Raw genomic sequence first — 18892 nt, forward strand, 5'->3', positions numbered from 1 at the left:
CCATTCGTAATTCATAATTAATTTGAAACTCTTCCTCCACAAACTCTTCCACTGGGAATATTGGCCGTTCAAAATTGTCTACATCCCGATATATTTTCTTTGGGCATATTATGCTTTGAGAGCACGGACGATTTTTTTCTTTAATACTTGTAATCCAACGATGCGAAACGGCGGATTTATTATGGACAGTAAGATGGAAATTTACGACTTGATTCCGCCACAGTTTTACCCCAAAACTAAGTTTGTCAAAGAGCAATTGCCTTTTGACGAAGTCGAAAATATTCTGAATAATTCCAAAATTAATTTCCCCTTTATTGCCAAACCTGATATTGGTTTGCGCGGTTCGGCAGTAAAAAAAATTGATAGTTTAGAAGATTTAAAAAGTTATCACAGCAAAGCCAATTTTGATTATTTAGTCCAAGATTTGATTCCGTTTCCAAATGAAGTCGGGATTTTTTATGTGCGTTATCCTCATGAAAAAAACGGCAGAATTACCGGAATTGTAGCCAAAGAATTCCTGATTGTGGAAGGCGATGGTTGTTCGACTATGGAAGAATTGCTAAAAGCCAATCCGCGTTACGAGTTGCAGTTAAAAGCGTTGCAAAAAGAATACGGTAACCAACTTAGGGACATTTTATCCAAAGGCGAAAAACGCAATTTGGTTCCCTATGGCAATCACGCTCGCGGTGCGAAATTCTTAGATTACAGTCATTTAATTTCTCCCGAATTGACGAAAGTCATTGACGATATGTGCTTGCAAATCGACGAGTTTTATTTCGGACGAATGGATTTAATGTACAACACTTGGGCCGAATTGGAACAAGGTAAAAACTTCTCCATAGTCGAATTAAACGGCGCTGCGAGTGAACCAACACACATTTATGACCCGAAACATTCCCTCTTTTTTGCTTGGAAAGAATTGGCACGACACATTACATACATGTACGAAATAAGTGTGGAAAATCACAAACGTGGTTATGATTATTTGCCGCACAAAATCGGAATGGAACAGTATAATTTACATTTGGAACAAAGCAATAAAATTGTGAATTTTTAATGCAAAATCTCAAAAACATAGCAGTCGGTTTTTTGGTGAGTTTCATCGGGTCGATTCCTTTGGGTTATTTGAATGTGGTGGGTTTTCAGGTTTATGAAAAATCAGGTCTGAAGCCAACAACTTTGTATTTATTAGGCGTAATCATTATTGAGTTTTTCGTGATTTATTTTACTTTAATTTTTGCTAAAAGATTAGCCGCCAATAAAAAACTAACCAAATACATCGAAGGATTTTCGATAGTATTTATGTTTGTTTTGGCGTATGTTTTTTATTCCAGTGCCAATGCCCAAAGTAATTTTTCAACCACTTATAATTATGCGCCATTACTTTTGGGAATCGTTTTGAGTGGTCTCAATTTTATCCAAATACCGTTTTGGACCGGCTGGAATCTTTGGCTTTTGAATGGCAATTATATTGAAATTTCTGGTTCGAAAAAATATGTTTTTGTTTTAGGAACGATTACCGGAACATTTTGCGGAATGCTGACGTTGATTTTGGCGCTGCATTATTTTGCTTCCAATGTGGAGTTTTTGGACAAATATTTAATGCAGATTATTATTCCGCTGGTATTTTTGGGATTTGGAATGCTACAAGGATTTAAATTTTGGAAGAAATATTTCTGATGGTTTTCAAATCCTTACTTTTAGTATATTTACGACAAGAAAGAAAATCATGAAGAATATCATTATTACCGGAACTTCGCGTGGCATTGGTTACGAATTGGCGCTACAATTCGCCAAAGCCGGACACCAAGTGTTAGCCATTTCCAGAAAAACACCGCAAGCTTTAATCGAAAACGAAAATATTACTTGTCTTTCCGTTGATTTAGGAAAAGAAGAAGAATTGATTGAAGTTGAAAAATTCCTTTCTACTGCTTGGAATCAAGTTGATATTATTATTCACAACGCCGGAAGTTTGCTCAACAAACCCTTTTCACAAACTTCCCAAGATGATTTTGAAAGTGTTTACCGAGTGAATGTTTTTGGCGTGGCCAATTTGACCCGAGTTGCTTTACCTTATCTCCAAAAGGGAAGTCACGTAGTTTCTATCAGTTCAATGGGTGGAATTCAAGGCAGTATGAAATTTGCCGGATTGGCCGCATACAGTTCAAGTAAAGGTGCAGTGATTACACTTTCGGAATTGTTAGCCGAAGAATACAAAGAACAAGGCATTGCTTTCAATGTGTTGGCACTCGGAGCCGTAAATACCGAAATGTTACAAGAAGCATTTCCGGGTTACGAAGCCCCAATTTCTGCTGCAGAAATGGCTGATTATATCTATAATTTTGCCTTAACAGGAAATAAATATCATAACGGAAAAGTAATTCAAGTGTCATCTAGTACTCCATAAAAGTTATTGGTTTTTGGTAATAGTTGTTGCATAGAACTATCAACCGACAACCGACAACCGACAACTGACTATGAGCGAAGTCCTTCAAAAATATTTACCCGAACACGCTGTTCCTTCTTGCTTTGAGCTAATCAAAAGCAACAATGTACATTTGAAAATCGTCAACGAACGCCAAACACGTCATGGAGATTACCGTCGGGCAATAGGAGGAAAGCACGAGATTACGGTCAATGCCAATTTGAATAAGTACAGATTTCTCATAACGTTGGTTCACGAAATTGCGCATTTGGTGGCTTATGAAAAATTCGGAAGATTAATCAAACCGCATGGCAACGAATGGAAGCACACTTTTCAACGATTGATGGTGCCGTTTATTCGGCCGGAGATATTCCCGCATTCGGTGTTGCCTTTGGTGGCGAATCATTTCCGAAATCCAACCGCCAGTAGTGATACCGATGCCAGATTAGCATTTGCCCTAAAACAATTCGATGAGAGAAAACCCGACATACACTTTGTACACGAAGTACCAAGCGGTAGTTATTTCCGAATCAAAAACGGCAGAATTTTCCAAAAAAAAGGATTACGTGTCAAACGCTATGAATGCTTGGAAGTCAAAACCGGAAGATTGTATTTGTTCAACGCTAATGCTGAAGTAGAAATAATTCCGGGATAGTGATTAAAAAAACTCAGCAACTTAGTACCTTAGCAACTTAGTTACTTTTAGAAAAAATGAACAACAATTATTACGCAATATTAATGGCCGGTGGTGTTGGTTCAAGGTTTTGGCCGGTGAGCACTACTGATTTTCCAAAGCAGTTTCATGACATGTTAGGATCAGGAGAAACTTTGATTCAAAAAACCTTCAGTCGTTTGTCAAAATTAGTTCCAATGGAAAACATACTGATTTTGACTAATGAACGCTATAACAGTTTGGTTTTAGAGCAATTGCCGATGGTGAAACAAGAGCAAGTGTTGTTAGAACCTGCCATGCGTAATACAGCACCTTGTATTTTATATGCATCGCTAAAAATTCAGAAACTAAATCCCGATGCCGTGATGGTTGTCGCACCAAGCGATCACTGGATTGAAGACGAAGAAGAATTTGCTAAAAATCTCCAACAGTGTTTTGATTTTTGCCAAAAAGAAAATGCCCTGATGACTTTGGGAATCCAACCCACTTTTCCTAATACGGGTTTTGGCTATATTGAGTTTGATGAAAATGATTCTAATCCGATAAAAAAAGTAAAGCAGTTCCGCGAAAAACCCGATTATGAAACGGCCAGGACATTTTTAGAAGCTGGAAATTTTCTTTGGAATGGCGGGATTTTTATTTGGAGTGTCAAGTCGATTTCATCAGCTTTTGAAAAATTCCAACCACAGATGAATGCTTTGTTCCAAAAAGGTTCGGATAGTTATAATACGTCAAATGAAAAGCAGTTTGTCATCGAAAATTACAGCAAAGCCGAAAATATATCTATTGATTATGCCGTAATGGAAAAAGCCAATAACGTTTATGTTCTTCTGGCAACATTTGATTGGAACGACTTAGGAACTTGGGGTTCATTACATGAAAAACTCGATAAAGACGACCAAAATAATGCGGTAGTTAATGCTACAGTAATTTTAGAAAATGCTTCCAACAACATCATTCGTTCCGATGCTAAAAAGCTCATTGTAATTGATGGTTTAGATGATTACATCATTGTAGACAATGAAAATGTACTGATGATTTATCCGAAGAGCAAGGAGCAAGACATTAAAAAGATTACTGCAAAAGCCAACGAATTATAGTTAAAAGACTACAGTTAGCTTATAAATCTCCTTTATTCTGAGCTTTTCTGATTTTCTTGAAAAGATTGGAAGAATATACAAAATCGGTTATCGCTTCATTATCGGTTTTGAAGATTTCTTTTTTCGTGCCTTCCCAAGCCAAAATCCCTTCTTTAAGGAAGATGATTTTGTCTCCAATTTCCATCACCGAGTTCATGTCGTGGGTATTAATTACCGTTGTAATGTTGTATTCTAAAGTAATTTCGTGAATCAAATTATCAATAACAATGGCGGTTTTTGGGTCGAGTCCCGAGTTGGGTTCGTCACAAAAAAGATACTTCGGATTGTTGACAATCGCTCGGGCAATCGCCACCCTTTTTTGCATACCGCCCGAAATCTCAGAAGGTTTTTTATAATTGGCATTGATGAGGTTCACACGATTGATTACAAAATCAACACGTTCCTTAATCTCGGCAGCTGTTTTGTTGGTAAACATTTTCAAAGGAAAGCCCACGTTTTCTTCCACGGTCATACTGTCAAAAAGTGCACTGCCTTGAAACACCATACCGATTTCGGTACGCAAGGTTCGTTTTTCGTCCGGAGTCAAATCTGAATAAATTCTGCCATCAAAAGCGATAGTTCCTTTATCCGGAGTATGAATGCCTAGCAAACTTTTGAGCAAAACGGTCTTTCCCGAACCACTTTGACCAATAATCAAATTGGTTTTACCAGTATCAAAAATGGTCGAAATTCCTTTTAAGACTTTGCTGTCGCCAAATGATTTTTCTATGTCTTTTACTTCTATCATTAGGTTAAAAGTAATTGCGTTAATATATAATTCGTCAAAATGATGGTCACCGAAGTCCACACAAAGGAAACCGTACTGGCTTTACCCACTTCCAAAGCACCACCTTTCATATAATAGCCGTGAAACGAAGGAATCGTAGCCAATAACATCGCAAAGACAAAAGTTTTAATAAAGGCATAAGCAATATGGAATGGAATAAATTCTTGTTGAATACCGGAAATAAATTCATTACTGGAAGCAAATCCGCCATAAACACAAGCAATCCAACCGCCAAAAACCCCTAAAAACATAGCAATCCCAATAACAAACGGATAGAGTAGTAGGGCAATGATTTTAGGAAAAACCAAATAGTTAAGCGAATTCACGCCCATTACTTCCAAAGCATCAATTTGCTCCGTAACACGCATTGTTCCTATACTCGAGGTGATAAACGAACCCATTTTTCCCGCCATAATGATGGAGATGAACGTTGGGGCAAATTCTAAAATTACCGATTGTCTTGTTGCAAACCCAATGAGGTATTTCGGAATCAACGGATTGGTTAAGTTTAATGCTGTTTGAATGGAAACAACACCGCCAACGAAGAACGAAATAAAGCAAACAATCCCAAGCGAATCAATGATTAAATCATCAATCTCTTTGAAAATCAATTGCCTCATGGCCGACCATTTCGTGGGTTTGTTAAATACTTCTTTCAACATCAAGAAATATTTTCCTATTTGTGATAAATAGCGAACGAGCATCATTTTTTAGTATTCAGTGTTCTGTTTATAGTAAGCAGTAAAAATACTATATTTTACTTGATAGGTACATTAAAAGGTTAAAACAATTTCTCTTTCATCTTCTTCCAACGATAGTTTCGGATGAATTGTGCTTGTTCTTTGGTCACCAATAACGGTTTCTTAGCTGATTTGGCTTTCCAAAATCCTTTTATATAATCCAGGAAAAGTAATGGTTTTCCTTTTCGCATGGCCAGTTTTAGTGAAGCAATCAAGGTGATGAAAAATCCATAGCCTAAAGAATAAAAAGCTTCACCTTGCTTGTAACGCGCGGTTTTATTGTAATTGGCACCTGTCGGTTTGAGGTGTTTTACTTTTAAAGATTCATCGGTAACGACTTTCCAATTATAGAATTTACAAAGTAATTCGTCTACCGTGTCCCAACCCATGGCCGGTTTTAAGCCACCAATTTGTTCAAAAGTCGCTTTTCGATACGCTTTCAACGCACCGCGAATATGGTCTTTGTCGGTTAGGTTTTCCAAAATCCATTCGCCGTTTTTCTCGATGTTACAAAACCCACCAACCATTCCGATTTGATCATCGGATTGAAAATGTTGGATAATTGTTTCAAAATAATTCGGCGGAAAAATTAAATCGGCATCAATTTTCACCATAATATCATAATGGTTATCTAATGTTTCCAACCCTTTTTGAAAAGCCTGAATGACTTTGCTTCCGGGCAAATGAATGGCGTCGGAAGTTTTATTGACTAGAGAAATCCAAGGGTATTTATCACAAAACGATTGAATTATTGCTTCTGTATTATCCGTTGAACCATCATTGACTACAACTATTTTTTTAGGTAAAATGGTCTGTTCCACCAAGGACTGCAAAGTCAGCGAAATAAATTTCTCTTCGTTATAAGTTGGAATTATTATGTAGTAGTTCATGGTTATTTTCTGTGGCTGAAAACTGCGACTGCGACTAATTTCTAACGGCGTATACCATATAATATCTCGGAGTAAAATATCTCAATAACGGTCGGAAACCTAATTTCTTTACTGGATGCGTAAACTTTACTCGGTCAACAATTTTCCAGCCGGTTTTTTCTAACAGCCAGTCGAGTTGCCAATCTTCAAATTCGTGGTAATGTCTGTCCCACATGTCGGTTTTGTTTCGGTAAGCCGGAGAAAACCACAAACGTAACGGAATAGAGATTAATACTTTATCCGCTTTTACATTTTCTAAAACGGTATACGGATTGAGTAAATGTTCAAAAATTTCAAATGCGGTAAACACCTGATAATTTTCACTTTGCAAAGCGCTTTGGTCATTGTCTACGTCTTCGCCTTTGGTATTGATAACGGTATAGCCATTATCTTTCATGATTTTGGAAAACGGATTTGGCACACCTAAATCTAAAATAGTTTCAGTAGGAGCGATGTGTTTTTTTAAAAACTGAAGGGTAATGTTAAAGCGTTTACTCGGATAGGTCTTCTCGTACATGATTAAGAAATTGGATTACAAATTTACTTTTTTCTCCCAACTTCCAACTTCCAACTTCCAACTTTTTTACATTTGATATACAATCGCATTCACATTCATTCCGGCGCCAACTGAGGCGAAAAGAATCACATCGCCTTTTTGGATGGTATGATTGTCGAGATTGCCTTTTACTAATAAATCATATAATGTTGGTACTGTAGCCACACTCGAATTTCCGAGTTTGTGAATGCTCATAGGCATAATGTCTTCCGGTGCGGTTTGTCCGAACAGTTTATAGAATCTTTGTACGATGGCTTCATCCATTTTTTCATTGGCTTGGTGTATCAATACTTTTTTGATGTTATTGATGTTTACACCGCTGGCTTCCACACATTCTTTCATGGCTTTGGGAACCTGACTTAAAGCAAATTCGTATATTTTTCTGCCATGCATTTTGATGTAACGCACATCAGGATCATGGGTTTTATTGAACGAGTTTCCAAAGAACAAATAATAAGCTTCATCATAAGTAAAAGTAGCTGAAGCATGTGCCAGAATTCCGCCTTCGTCATCAGTAGCTTCAATGATTGTAGCACCGGCGCCATCAGAATAAATCATACTGTCGCGGTCGTGCATGTCGACAACTCTGGATAAAGTTTCGGCACCGATTACCAAACATTTTTTAGCCATTCCGGCTTTGATAAAAGCTTGGGCTTGGATTACGCCTTCTACCCAACCCGGACAGCCGAAAAGCATGTCGTAGCAAACACATTTTGGGTTTTTGATGCGCAAATCAAATTTGACTCTGGTGGCCAAACTTGGTAATAAATCGGTTTGAATAGCGCCTTTTTTTACGTTACCGAAGTTGTGCGCAAAGATGATATAATCCAAAGTTTCAGGGTCGATGCCTGAGTCTTCTATGGCTTTTCTGGCGGCGATGGTGGCAATGTCGGAAGTTTGTAAATCATCCGTAACATAGCGGCGTTCTTCGATACCGGTAATGTCGTAAAACTTTTCAGTAATTACTTCATTTGGCAAGGGAAACGGTGAGCCGTCATCATTAAGGAAAACGTGTTTGGTAAAATCTGTATTGGTGACTATTTCGGTCGGGATATAGCTTCCGGAACCGGTTATTTTTATGTTCATTGCTTTATGATTTCATTACTAAATTATTAATAAATTTATTCCACCGTTACTGTTTTTATATTTTTTTAAAATAATTACGAAAAGTTTATCAAATGATAGTTAAAATTATAAATACGATAATTAATTTGCTTTTTGCTGAGCGATTTTAATCTGCATGATGGTGCCAATACTCAAGGCTTGCGTCTTAATTTGCTCGGCTTTTTGACCTTTAAAATTCTCATCCACTGTGTTGTAAAAATGGTTTAGCCAAATTTTAAACAGCTCAGGCGTTAAGTATTCTTTGGCATTAACCTCCAAATGGATTTGTGTTAGATTGTTGGTATAACCGCCGGTTCCTAAAATAGCTTGAGACCAAAACGTAACCAAAATCGGCAAATGCTCTTCGAGTTTTATTTTGACTATTTCGATGAAAATGTAACTGATGGCATCGTCGGATAAAAGCTTTTTATAGAATTCATCCACTAATAAATATAAATCGTCTTGATTTTGAATGTCGTTCATCATTTTTTCATTTGGCACAAAAATAAAACTTCACAGGTTTAAACTTCCTGACTTAAATCAGCTTTTAAAATAAAAGGTTCCAAATTTTACAACTTGAAACCTTTTATTTTTTACTTTGTATTTCGTACTTCTAACTTCGTACTTTGAATTACATATACGCTTCAATCGGCGCACAAGAACAAACTAAATTTCTGTCACCATAAGCATCATCTACACGACGTACGCTTGGCCAGAATTTGTTTTCGTGAATATAATCCAATGGATACGCCGCTTGTTCGCGAGTGTATGGGTAAACCCAAGTATCCGCTGTTAGCATGGCTAAAGTATGTGGTGAATTTTTCAATACGTTATTGGCATCATCAGCCGAAGCGGCGTCAATTTCTTTGCGAATGGCAATCATCGCATCACAAAAACGATCTAATTCGGCTAAATCTTCAGATTCTGTTGGTTCAATCATCAACGTTCCGGCAACCGGGAAAGAAACCGTTGGCGCATGGAAACCGTAATCCATCAAACGCTTGGCGATATCCGTAACTTCGATACCGTTTTGTTTGAAAGCACGACAATCTAAAATCATTTCGTGTGCCGCGCGTCCCATTTCACCTGAATATAAAACAGGATAATGTTCTTCTAAACGGACTTTCATATAATTGGCATTCAAAATCGCGTGTTCTGTAGAACTTTTCAAACCTTCAGCACCTAACATCGTGATGTAACCATAAGAAATCAAACACACCAAAGCCGAGCCATAAGGCGCTGCAGAAATAGCAGTAATCGCTTGGTCTCCGCCAACTTTGATGATTGGGTTAGTTGGTAAGAAAGGCACCAGTTTTTCGTTGACACAAATTGGTCCAACACCTGGTCCACCGCCGCCGTGAGGAATCGCGAACGTTTTGTGTAAGTTTAAGTGACAAACATCAGCGCCAATCGTGGCCGGATTGGTTAATCCAACTTGTGCATTCATATTGGCACCATCCATATAAACCAAACCGCCATTATCGTGGATGATTTTAGTGATTTCGCAAATAGCGCTTTCAAAAACACCATGCGTAGAAGGATAAGTTACCATCAGTGCAGAAAGATTATCTTTATGCTCAATCGCTCTTGCTCTTAAATCTTCTACATCGATGTTGCCGTTTTCCATTGTTTTGGTTACGATAATTTGCATACCAGCCATCGCCGCTGAAGCCGGATTGGTTCCGTGAGCTGAGGATGGAATCAAACAGACATTTCTGTGATTGTCGCCACGAGATTGGTGGTAAGCACGAATCGCCATTAAACCGGCGTATTCGCCTTGCGCACCGGAGTTTGGTTGCAAAGTTGTACCGGCAAAACCGGTTACGACATTCAATTGTTGCTCTAATTTTTTAAGCATAGTGATGTAACCTTCTGCTTGTTCGATAGGAGCAAATGGGTGAATGCTGTTCCAATTCGCCATAGACAAAGGCAACATTTCTGAGGCAGCATTGAGCTTCATCGTACACGAACCCAACGAAATCATTGAGTGGTTTAACGACAAATCTTTACGCTCTAATTTTTTGATATAACGCATCAACTGGGATTCAGAATGATGGTTGTTGAATACTTCGTGTTGTAAGAAGGTTGAAGTTCTTTCCAATGAAGTTGGGAAATTATTATTGGAACTTAATGCTGAAACTTTGAACGCATCTTTGCCTGTCGCTTCTGCGAAAATGGCGATGATTTGGTTCAAGTCGTTTAACGAAGTCGTTTCATTTATCGAAATGGAAATCGTTTCACCATCTACATAGAAGAAGTTGACTTCGTGTTTTTCTGCAATCGCTTTTACTTTAGTAGCATCCGCTTTTACTGAAATCGTATCAAAGAAAGCAGTATTGGTTTGGTAAACGCCTAATTGATTCAAAGCATCCGCCAAAGTCACTGCCGAAGCGTGTACTTTATTGGCGATGTATTTCAAACCTTTTGGCCCGTGATGTACGGCATACATTCCGGCCATAACGGCTAGTAAAACTTGTGCCGTACAGATATTGGAAGTCGCTTTTTCACGTTTGATGTGTTGTTCACGAGTTCCCAAAGCCATACGCAAAGCACGTCTTCCGTTAGCATCGATAGATACGCCGATGATTCTTCCGGGCATTGAGCGTTTGTATTCTTCTTTGGTCGCAAAATAAGCCGCGTGCGGTCCGCCATAACCCATTGGGATACCAAAACGTTGAGTCGTTCCTACTACAACGGCAGCGCCCATTTCTCCCGGAGAAGTCAATTTAGTTAAAGATAAAATATCGGCAGCCACGGCTACTTTAATTTCATTTTCTTTGGCTTTAGTGATAAACGCACTGTAGTCATTTACCTGACCGTGTTTGCCTGGATATTGTAAAATTGCTCCGAAGAAATCAGTTGAGAAATCAAAAGTTTCGTGGTTTCCAACGACTAATTCCACTCCGATTGGGGTAGAACGCGTTTGTAAAACCGATAACGTTTGTGGTAATATTTCTTCTGAAACGAAGAATTTATGGGTGTTGTTTTTCTTTTGGTCACGAGAACGAACGTCGAACAATAATGCCATGGCTTCTGCTGCAGCGGTTCCTTCGTCTAGTAAAGAAGCATTGGCAATTTCCATTCCGGTTAGTTCAATCACCATGGTTTGGAAATTCAAAATCGCTTCTAAACGACCTTGTGCAATTTCCGCTTGGTAAGGCGTGTAGGCTGTGTACCAACCCGGATTTTCAAAAATATTTCTCTGAATTACCGGTGGCACAATTGCCGGGTGATAACCCAACCCGATATATGATTTGAATACTTTATTTTTTTTACCTAATTCTTGAATATGTGTCAAATACTCATATTCGGTCATCGCAGGCTCTAATTGTAAATCGTTTTTTAGACGAATGTCATCCGGTATGGTTTCGTAAATTAATTGGTCAAAAGATTCGACTCCGATAGCTTTGAACATGTGGTTTAGGTCGCTCTCACGTGGACCTATGTGGCGTAATGCAAATGCGTCTGTTCTCATTAAATTGTAAAGTTCTAAGTGTGTATAGTTGTGCGTGTTTTGTTAGAAAACGAGATTGTTTTTTAACGCCAACAAAAGTAATTATTAATGTTCTAATTTTGTGCTAAACAAAGTCTAATATTTTGACAATTTTTCAACCGAAAAGGCTTCTTATTAACACTTTGCTTATTTTTAGCCTATGCTATTTTTAAAACGACTTCTCGACTTTTACATCAACAGCAGTATTCACGTGGCTTTGTCGGTTTATGCTTTGGTGCGAATGACGGGGTTTTTGTTTCAAATTACTATTATTGAAGCTTGTGCTTCGTTTGCTTTTTTCGGAACGATTGTCGGGTATAATTTTGTGAAATATGATGCTTTGGCTCGAACCCAAAAATTGCAGATGCGAACGCAGTTAAAAGCGATTGCTTTGCTGAGTTTTCTTTCACTTTTAATGGCTGTTTATTGTTTTCTTTGGCTTGAACGAACTACGCAACTAATCGCTTTGCTGTTTTTTGGGATTACATTGTTGTACACGTTGCCATTCTTTCCCAATAGAAAAAATGCCCGAAATTGGGCTGGCGTGAAGATTTATATCGTCGCTTTGTGTTGGGTTGGCGTGACTTTGTTTTTGCCGATAATTAACGCAGAAATCCCATTGACAAACTATGTTTTTTTGGTGGCCATTCAACGGTTTATTTTGATTTTTGTTTTGATTTTAATTTTTGAAATCATCGATTTAAAATGGGATGATCCGCATTTAAAAACAGTACCGCAGCAGATTGGCGTGGAGCGAACGAAATTGGCAGGAAGTTTATTGTTGGTTGGGTTTCTTGGTTTAGCGTTTTTGGATGCTAATTTTAATTCCCAAACTATGATTCTGAAATCAGGAGTTGCTTTTACTGTATTCCTGTTTTTGTTATTTGCTAATCAAAAACAATCAAAGTATTATTCTTCTTTTTGGGCTGAAAGTATTCCTGTTTTATGGTGGGTTTTGCTATTGCTTTTCGGCTAAACTTTTAAGCATTTCATTTCTTTTCAACAGGAAGTTTTCCAAGTGTTTTTTTAGCAATAATTTATTAAAGAGTTTTCCAAAAAGACCAAACGGCACTTTATACTGCAGAAAATCAACCATAACTGTAAGACCATTTTGAGTGACAAAAGTATGTTCGTGATGGAAGTATTTAAATTGACCTTTTATCATCTCATCTACAAAATAATTGGGGATTTCCATTTCGGTTATTTTGCTCTGGTGCTTCAGATAAAACCCAAAGTGTTTTCCACGAAAAGTCACCGTTTCTCCTAATTCAATTAAACCCGAAGTTCTTCCTGCAATCGCTTTTTCGTTAGATTGCGCGGTTGATTCTTGGTGGAAGTCAATGTCTCTTGCCAAATTAAAAACGGTTTGAATCGGTGCGTTTATTTTGGTGATGAGCCGAATGGTGGTCATGGTTTGTAGTGTCCAATTAAATTATGAATAAAAAGCAAAGTATTCACCACAGCAAATAACACAAACAAAGTATTCATGCCATAACTTCCAATTTTAAAAATCGTTTTCTGCGGAATTTGATATATTGGGTAATAAGCAATTTGCGTGGCGACTTTCCCAACCCAATACATCGCAATTAATCCGGTTAACGCAACGGCTAAAGCAGATTGTTCTTTTAATTCGTTGGTGAATAGAATAGCAATCAAACCAAAACAAAAGTTTAATCCTTGAATGTATCTACCATAAGTTTTGGCAATTTCCTGATTGAGCGGTTTGAGTTGTTTGACATCATTATACCAATCAAAAACATGGTGACGGATATAAGGATAAATCAGTGCGGTGAAAATTTGGCCTATTCCGCTTAGAATGATTAGCCAGTTTGGGATAGAGATATTCATGGTGCTTTATTTTATTGTTTTTTTTCCTTTAATTGAGATTTTGGAACCTAAGGCAAGAAATTCAGATGTTGGGTTTAAATCCTTTAGAAATTTGAAATCTTTACCGTAAATGTTTTCAAAATCTACATCAATATTTGAATTAATTACTTTCAATTGCTCCCATCTTGGGTGAGAAACCGCATATTCAATTGATTTCTCTTTGTTATAATTGGTGTAACCAAAATAATGTTCGGTGATGAACTCTGCTTCTGAATTTAACTCAATTGGAATAGCCGTTTTTTCTGTTGTCATTGAAATGGAATTCCATTTAGAATCTTTAAGCCATTCATATTGAAATGTTTTTGATGTTTCATTCTCAATTCTTGAATGGCGCATTTTTAAAGTTTGATAATGTTCATTGTATAAAGTATTGGCAACAATTGTGATGGCATGTTTTGGAACTATTTCTTTTATGAAGACAACGCCTCTTTTCCATTTGTTATTTTCGTATCGTTTTACATAAAATCGTAAATTAACTTCTTCAAAATTCATATGAAATGGAACTTTGATTCCTAAAACTTTTACGTCTTCAAACATAAAACCTATTAAACTTAGGTAACATTTGCCGTTCCACAAATCTAGTTCGGTACCTTTTGGTATATAATTTTCTAAAATTTTGGGATTGATTTCGAAGTTGAACATCGCTAAATCATTCCATTCTGCGGTTAAAAAGCTCATTTGTTAAGTATATTAAATTTTGAATCAGAAAAACTACAATAGTTTACATAGAGATTGTATACTGCTATAACGATACACATCAAAAAGAATTCATGTATAAAAAACTTAAAGAACAAGGTTACAAAAAGCCAATAAATAACGTAAAGAGCAAATAAGTATTTATTGATGGCAATAGCATAAATTGTAAGTATAAAGGAGGTTGAAACCTGAAACAATCCCAAAATAATCAACGAACCAATATCTGAATCTTGGTCACTATTAAAAATATTTATTAAAATAGTAAAGATGAGAGCGACAATTGTTAATGTCAGATTCACATAAAAAGAAAGCATTCTCATAATTATTTATTATTTTAAACTTTCAGAAAAAAATGAAAGTTTTGATTAAATTTTTTTAATGCTACTTCATAATTTTTATAACCAATCTTCCCAACCAATTGTCATTGAATTCGGTTATTTTGTCCAACATATTGTCGGCTTTCAAAACGAAGTCATACAATTTAGTGGTTTGCTCTACAAAATGTCTTTCTTCGGCAGTTCCGTCGGCTTCAATAGAAGACACTTCTTTTAACACTTTCAAAGCCGGTTTGATTTCGCGTTTGCTGCGTTCTTTGGAGATTTTTACGGCCAATTCGTCTAAGTCTTTTTCGGCAGTAAAATACTCTCTGCGCTCGCCGGTTTTGTATTCTTTGTAAACGATACCCCAATCCATCAACGCTCTTAAGTTCATGCTGGCATTGCCGCGAGAAATTTGCAATTCTTCCATAATGTCTTCCATTGAAACGGCTTCGTTTGACACCATCAACAAGGCGTGAATTTGCGCCATGGTTTTGTTGATCCCCCATTGTGAACCTAACGCACCCCAAGTTTGAACGAACTTATTTTTTGCTTCTCTGAATTCCATACCCCAAAGGTAAATAAATGTTTTTAAACTTTCAGTAAAAAATGAAACTTATTTTGAATTTTTTGGGCATTACCTTTCAGGTCGGGCTTTCCGCTCCAATCTTTTTACAAATTACCACGGGTTAAAACCCATGGCAATTTATAAAAAGGATTTCCACTGCAATCCCTAACGCGAGTTTCTGCTAACAAAAAGCCTGAGTGTCAACTCAACAGTTTGACTTTATAACTCAATTTGAATGAATCACAACATCTACAAAAAATTGGTTTGTCTTTTTTAAATTCTCCACCACATTTACAAGTAGGAACAATATCGTCCATTTTCAAAAAATGAAATTCACCACAAGATTGACATTGATAACTATTAGATAATTCAAATTTTTCATTGCGCCATGAAAAATATCTTTCATCTTTTGCATTACAGTTTAAACAAGTTAATGTTCCGAAGCCGGAAATATTTGAAAAGTATTTTAAATTATTTTTATCACTAATATCATAGTAACGTTCTTTTTTGTTTTCTTTAATAATTGGCAACCATTGCAATTCTAATTCAATCAACTTTCTGTAATTCGTTTGAATTTCAATAGGAGTTTTTCTAATGTAAGTTTCAGCTAGCTCTTTTTTTTCGCCAGTTAAACTTTTTAAATAGTCAATTCTGTCATTTGGATTGACAAAAATTGTTTCATGATTTTCATCTTTGTATTCCCATTTTTCTGGAAGATTTGTCCAAATTATATTTTTGATTTTCTTTTTTTTAGACCAATTTCTAATTTCTTCTTTAAATGGAAAATCTTCCGAATGAAAAGTGTCAGTTTCTGCTTTGTAGAAACCTATGTCTTTTCTGTTACACTTTCCTTCTCTTATTCTTAAATTCTCAAATACCTCTTCAAATGAAGAGTTTGTTTTTGCGAATGTATAGAAAGTCTTTACAGGCGTTCCGTTTTCTGTAATTACTATAGTTAAATTACCATCTTTCGAAATTCTAGCAAATTCAATTGGTAAAATAGGACCATCATAAACCCAACCCAATGATTTATTGTAGTCTAACTCTCGAGGATCCCAAGTTAAAGAACCCCATGCTAAAATTGCGGTTAGTTCAAACATTATAGTGATTGTTTACAGATATGGTTAAATTTTGTTATGAAATTCTCACGTAATTCACATGCTGAAATACCATTGAATTTTTCACCATTAATTATAGCATTTTTATAATTATAAATTAATGCTTCCAAATCTCTTTGAAAATTTTCCCTGTAAATTATTTTAAAACCGTCTTCATCTTCAAATGATTTCCCCTTTTTTTCAAAATCTTGCTTTATTTTCCAATTATTTTTTGTTTGAGTTTCGTGTAATAAAGCGCAACGAATTGATTTGTAGAAATCTTCACCATTAATTTTCAAAGATTTAAAAGGTTCTCTATTGTCAAAAAATGATTTGAAAATCCCAACACTCCCTTTTTTATATTTTCCGCCGCTTGGCATTATAAAGTCTGGATATTCATATTTATAGCCATTAATAAAACTTTCAGCAGTTTCTATTAAAGAGCATTGTAAATTTATAACGGCAAAACCTTCACCAGTATTTAAATCTATATTTAAAACAGCTTGAATAGGGTTTAAGTATCTTGTTTTGATTCGCTCTTCAAAAAAATGAAATGCTAAGCCCCATTTTTTATTGTTTTCATAATTTATTTTTAAATCTTCATCTTCTTTGCCAACTAAATCTTCCCAATCTTTTATTGTTAGATTTCCAGCGATCTGTGTTTTATTATTTGTTTTCAATTTCTTCTACGGTTTCTATTATCAATTTATCATCGATATAGTCTTTTATAGCTTCCCAAATATAAGGTGATGGTTTAAATTTTTCTGCAAATGGATGAATTAATGTAATTGACCATTTTAAATTTTCATTATAACTTAATTGTAACCAATCCCAATTTTTTTCATATTTCTTTATTTCATTTGTAGAAATATTGAAACATAGATTAAATGATATTCCCTGATTTCCATAATTTGAATTTCCCCAATTCCAATGTTCAATATATTTTTCTAGGAAATCAAAACTCCATGGTAGTTTGTTATTTCTACTAAGTTTTTCCCAATCCAAAGTTTTTTTTCTTTTATCAATCAGTTCTTCTGTCCACTGTAAATGTTCTTCCAGATTATCCGGATACCCATTTATTCCATAGTCATATATTCCGTGTTTGTTTTCTGAATTTAATAATGATGTCCATGGAAGTCCTCGGTTTTTCCCTAAATTTATGCCGTTCCATTTGTCTTTGTATTTTTCAATTAAATCTAATGTCCAAGGTAAATTATTGTTTAAACTTAAATTATACCATTCCCAATTATCTTTAAATTTTTCTATTAACTCAGTTGACCACGGTAAATTAATATTACTGCTTAATCCATACCACTCCCAATTATCTTTGTATTTTTCAATCAGCTCAATTGACCACGATAAATTTTTATTTCTGCTCAACCCATACCATTCCCAATTATCTTTAAATTTTTCTATTAACTCAATTGACCATGGTAAATTTTCGTTTTCACTTAACTCTATCCATTGCCATCTATTTTTATATTTTTCAACTAAATCTGTTGACCACGGTAGATTTTTATTAATACTTAAATTATGCCAATTCCACTTATTTATATATTTGTCTATGAGCATTTCGGAAAAAGGAAAATATTTGCTTTTACTTAATAATCTCCAATCCCACCTGTCTTTATTGTTTTCTATCAATTCTATTGACCAAGGCAAATTTTTATTTGTAATAAGTTTTTCCCAATTCCAATAGCAATCAAATTTTTCTATCAATTCTATTGACCACGGTAAATATTCACAAATGCTTAAGTCTTCCCACTCCCATTTATCTTTGTATTTGTCAATTAATTCGAATGACCAGGGTAATTGTTCGTTTTTTGATAAAGTTTTATCTACAAATAAGTCGGATTTCCATAACCACTTATCACTATATTTTTCAATTAAATTTTTATCCCATAACAAACTTTTATTTCCACTTAACATTTTCCAATTCCAATTCTTATAGTCTAAAAAATCAATGTTTAAAGGATAGAATTTACTTAATATATTATAAAATAAAGTAGGGTTTTTTAAAAAGATTTCTTTTACCATTTTTCTGTTTTGTTCAAAAGGCAATTTAACTTCCATCTTTATTATTAATTAGTTAAAGTTGAATTCGTTTTTCTATTATACTTTGCTAAAAGCAATTTCTTTTATAATAGTTTATCATTCAGTTAAAAATAATAAAAAAAGGATTATCAAAGTTTCTATGACAATCCTTTTATAATCTTTTATTAACAATCTAAATCAATCCCGCGCGTTTCAACAAAGCTTCCGGTTTCGGTTCTTGACCGCGGAAACGTTTGTACAATTCCATCGGCAATTCGGTTCCGCCTTTGGAAAGCACGTTGTCTTTAAATTTGGTAGCAACTTCTGTATTGAAAATCCCATTTTCTTGGAAATAAGCAAAAGCATCCGCATCCAAGACTTCCGCCCATTTGTAACTATAATACCCTGAAGAATAACCACCTTGAAAAATATGCGAGAACGAAACGC

Annotated in this window: 21 protein-coding genes; 6 read left to right on the top strand and 15 right to left on the bottom strand. The window is 35.6% G+C overall.

Features of this window, described 5'->3' with window-relative positions:
- The first annotated feature begins 22 nt into the window (after window positions 1-22).
- The 5 genes from ACK4HO_RS10200 (at window position 23) to ACK4HO_RS10220 (ending at window position 4198) form a co-directional block, all read left to right on the top strand.
- A complete protein-coding gene (locus ACK4HO_RS10200; protein WP_409665496.1) occupies window positions 23-1057 on the top strand; it encodes a D-alanine--D-alanine ligase in 1035 nt (344 codons plus the stop codon).
- Window positions 1057-1680 carry a hypothetical protein gene (locus ACK4HO_RS10205; RefSeq protein ID WP_409665497.1) on the top strand — a complete coding sequence of 208 codons (624 nt, stop codon included), beginning with the start codon at window positions 1057-1059 and terminating at the stop codon, window positions 1678-1680. The genes ACK4HO_RS10200 and ACK4HO_RS10205 overlap by 1 nt, the downstream gene beginning before the upstream one ends.
- A 49-nt stretch (window positions 1681-1729) precedes the next feature.
- A complete protein-coding gene (locus ACK4HO_RS10210) occupies window positions 1730-2407 on the top strand; it encodes an SDR family NAD(P)-dependent oxidoreductase (RefSeq protein ID WP_409665499.1) in 678 nt (225 codons plus the stop codon).
- Window positions 2408-2477: 70 nt separating this feature from the next.
- The gene (locus ACK4HO_RS10215; protein WP_409665500.1) at window positions 2478-3080 is read left to right on the top strand and encodes a SprT-like domain-containing protein; all 603 of its coding nucleotides are present in this window, start codon (window positions 2478-2480) and stop codon (window positions 3078-3080) included.
- Between the two features lie 56 nt (window positions 3081-3136).
- Entirely contained in the window at window positions 3137-4198 is a 1062-nt protein-coding gene (locus ACK4HO_RS10220) for a mannose-1-phosphate guanylyltransferase (protein ID WP_409665502.1), read from the top strand.
- 19 nt (window positions 4199-4217) lie between these two features.
- On the opposite strand, the gene ACK4HO_RS10225 is transcribed toward ACK4HO_RS10220, so the two are convergent.
- The 7 genes from ACK4HO_RS10225 to gcvP form a co-directional block, all read right to left on the bottom strand.
- On the bottom strand, window positions 4218-4985 hold the full coding sequence (locus tag ACK4HO_RS10225) for an ABC transporter ATP-binding protein (RefSeq protein ID WP_409665503.1): 768 nt from the start codon (window positions 4983-4985) through the stop codon (window positions 4218-4220).
- Entirely contained in the window at window positions 4985-5731 is a 747-nt protein-coding gene (locus ACK4HO_RS10230; protein ID WP_409665505.1) for an MlaE family ABC transporter permease, read from the bottom strand. Before ACK4HO_RS10230 ends, ACK4HO_RS10225 begins: the two co-directional genes overlap by 1 nt.
- Before the next feature lie 74 nt (window positions 5732-5805).
- Window positions 5806-6654: a glycosyltransferase gene (locus tag ACK4HO_RS10235; RefSeq protein WP_409665507.1), complete on the bottom strand. Its 849-nt coding sequence runs from the start codon at window positions 6652-6654 to the stop codon at window positions 5806-5808.
- A 34-nt stretch (window positions 6655-6688) separates the two neighbouring features.
- Window positions 6689-7210 (bottom strand): methyltransferase, encoded by a 522-nt coding sequence (locus ACK4HO_RS10240; RefSeq protein ID WP_409665509.1) that lies wholly within the window; start codon window positions 7208-7210, stop codon window positions 6689-6691.
- A 66-nt stretch (window positions 7211-7276) separates the two neighbouring features.
- Complete coding sequence (locus ACK4HO_RS10245) at window positions 7277-8335, bottom strand: 3-oxoacyl-ACP synthase III family protein (RefSeq protein WP_409665511.1); 1059 nt, start codon at window positions 8333-8335, stop codon at window positions 7277-7279.
- A gap of 120 nt (window positions 8336-8455) precedes the next feature.
- On the bottom strand, window positions 8456-8836 hold the full coding sequence (locus ACK4HO_RS10250) for a group III truncated hemoglobin (RefSeq protein WP_409665513.1): 381 nt from the start codon (window positions 8834-8836) through the stop codon (window positions 8456-8458).
- 148 nt (window positions 8837-8984) lie between these two features.
- Entirely contained in the window at window positions 8985-11828 is a 2844-nt protein-coding gene (gene gcvP, locus ACK4HO_RS10255; RefSeq protein ID WP_409665514.1) for an aminomethyl-transferring glycine dehydrogenase, read from the bottom strand.
- A gap of 178 nt (window positions 11829-12006) precedes the next feature.
- Here gcvP and ACK4HO_RS10260 point away from each other — a divergent pair, with 178 nt between their 5' ends.
- Window positions 12007-12822, top strand: coding sequence for a hypothetical protein (locus ACK4HO_RS10260; protein ID WP_409665515.1), 816 nt, complete (start codon window positions 12007-12009; stop codon window positions 12820-12822).
- On the opposite strand, the gene ACK4HO_RS10265 is transcribed toward ACK4HO_RS10260, so the two are convergent.
- The 8 genes from ACK4HO_RS10265 to ACK4HO_RS10300 form a co-directional block, all read right to left on the bottom strand.
- A complete protein-coding gene (locus ACK4HO_RS10265; protein ID WP_409665516.1) occupies window positions 12805-13257 on the bottom strand; it encodes an SRPBCC family protein in 453 nt (150 codons plus the stop codon). The two genes, ACK4HO_RS10260 and ACK4HO_RS10265, sit on opposite strands and share 18 nt — an antisense overlap.
- Window positions 13254-13694 (bottom strand): hypothetical protein, encoded by a 441-nt coding sequence (locus ACK4HO_RS10270; protein ID WP_409665518.1) that lies wholly within the window; start codon window positions 13692-13694, stop codon window positions 13254-13256. The genes ACK4HO_RS10265 and ACK4HO_RS10270 overlap by 4 nt, the downstream gene beginning before the upstream one ends.
- 6 nt (window positions 13695-13700) lie before the next feature.
- Window positions 13701-14411, bottom strand: a complete 711-nt coding sequence (locus tag ACK4HO_RS10275; protein ID WP_409665520.1) for a YqjF family protein — start codon at window positions 14409-14411, stop codon at window positions 13701-13703.
- Window positions 14412-14810: 399 nt separating this feature from the next.
- The gene (locus tag ACK4HO_RS10280) at window positions 14811-15314 is read right to left on the bottom strand and encodes a GbsR/MarR family transcriptional regulator (protein WP_409665522.1); all 504 of its coding nucleotides are present in this window, start codon (window positions 15312-15314) and stop codon (window positions 14811-14813) included.
- A 200-nt stretch (window positions 15315-15514) separates the two neighbouring features.
- Window positions 15515-16414, bottom strand: coding sequence for a hypothetical protein (locus ACK4HO_RS10285; RefSeq protein ID WP_409665524.1), 900 nt, complete (start codon window positions 16412-16414; stop codon window positions 15515-15517).
- Complete coding sequence (locus tag ACK4HO_RS10290; protein WP_409665526.1) at window positions 16414-17091, bottom strand: hypothetical protein; 678 nt, start codon at window positions 17089-17091, stop codon at window positions 16414-16416. The genes ACK4HO_RS10285 and ACK4HO_RS10290 overlap by 1 nt, the downstream gene beginning before the upstream one ends.
- On the bottom strand, window positions 17078-18484 hold the full coding sequence (locus ACK4HO_RS10295; protein ID WP_409665528.1) for a hypothetical protein: 1407 nt from the start codon (window positions 18482-18484) through the stop codon (window positions 17078-17080). Before ACK4HO_RS10295 ends, ACK4HO_RS10290 begins: the two co-directional genes overlap by 14 nt.
- A 154-nt stretch (window positions 18485-18638) precedes the next feature.
- Window positions 18639-18892, bottom strand: a 254-nt coding sequence (locus tag ACK4HO_RS10300) for a M3 family metallopeptidase (protein ID WP_409665530.1), incomplete at its 5' end; no start/stop codon positions are given.

Origin of the sequence: Flavobacterium sp. (assembly GCF_046296355.1) — a bacterium.
Lineage (GTDB): Bacteria > Bacteroidota > Bacteroidia > Flavobacteriales > Flavobacteriaceae > Flavobacterium.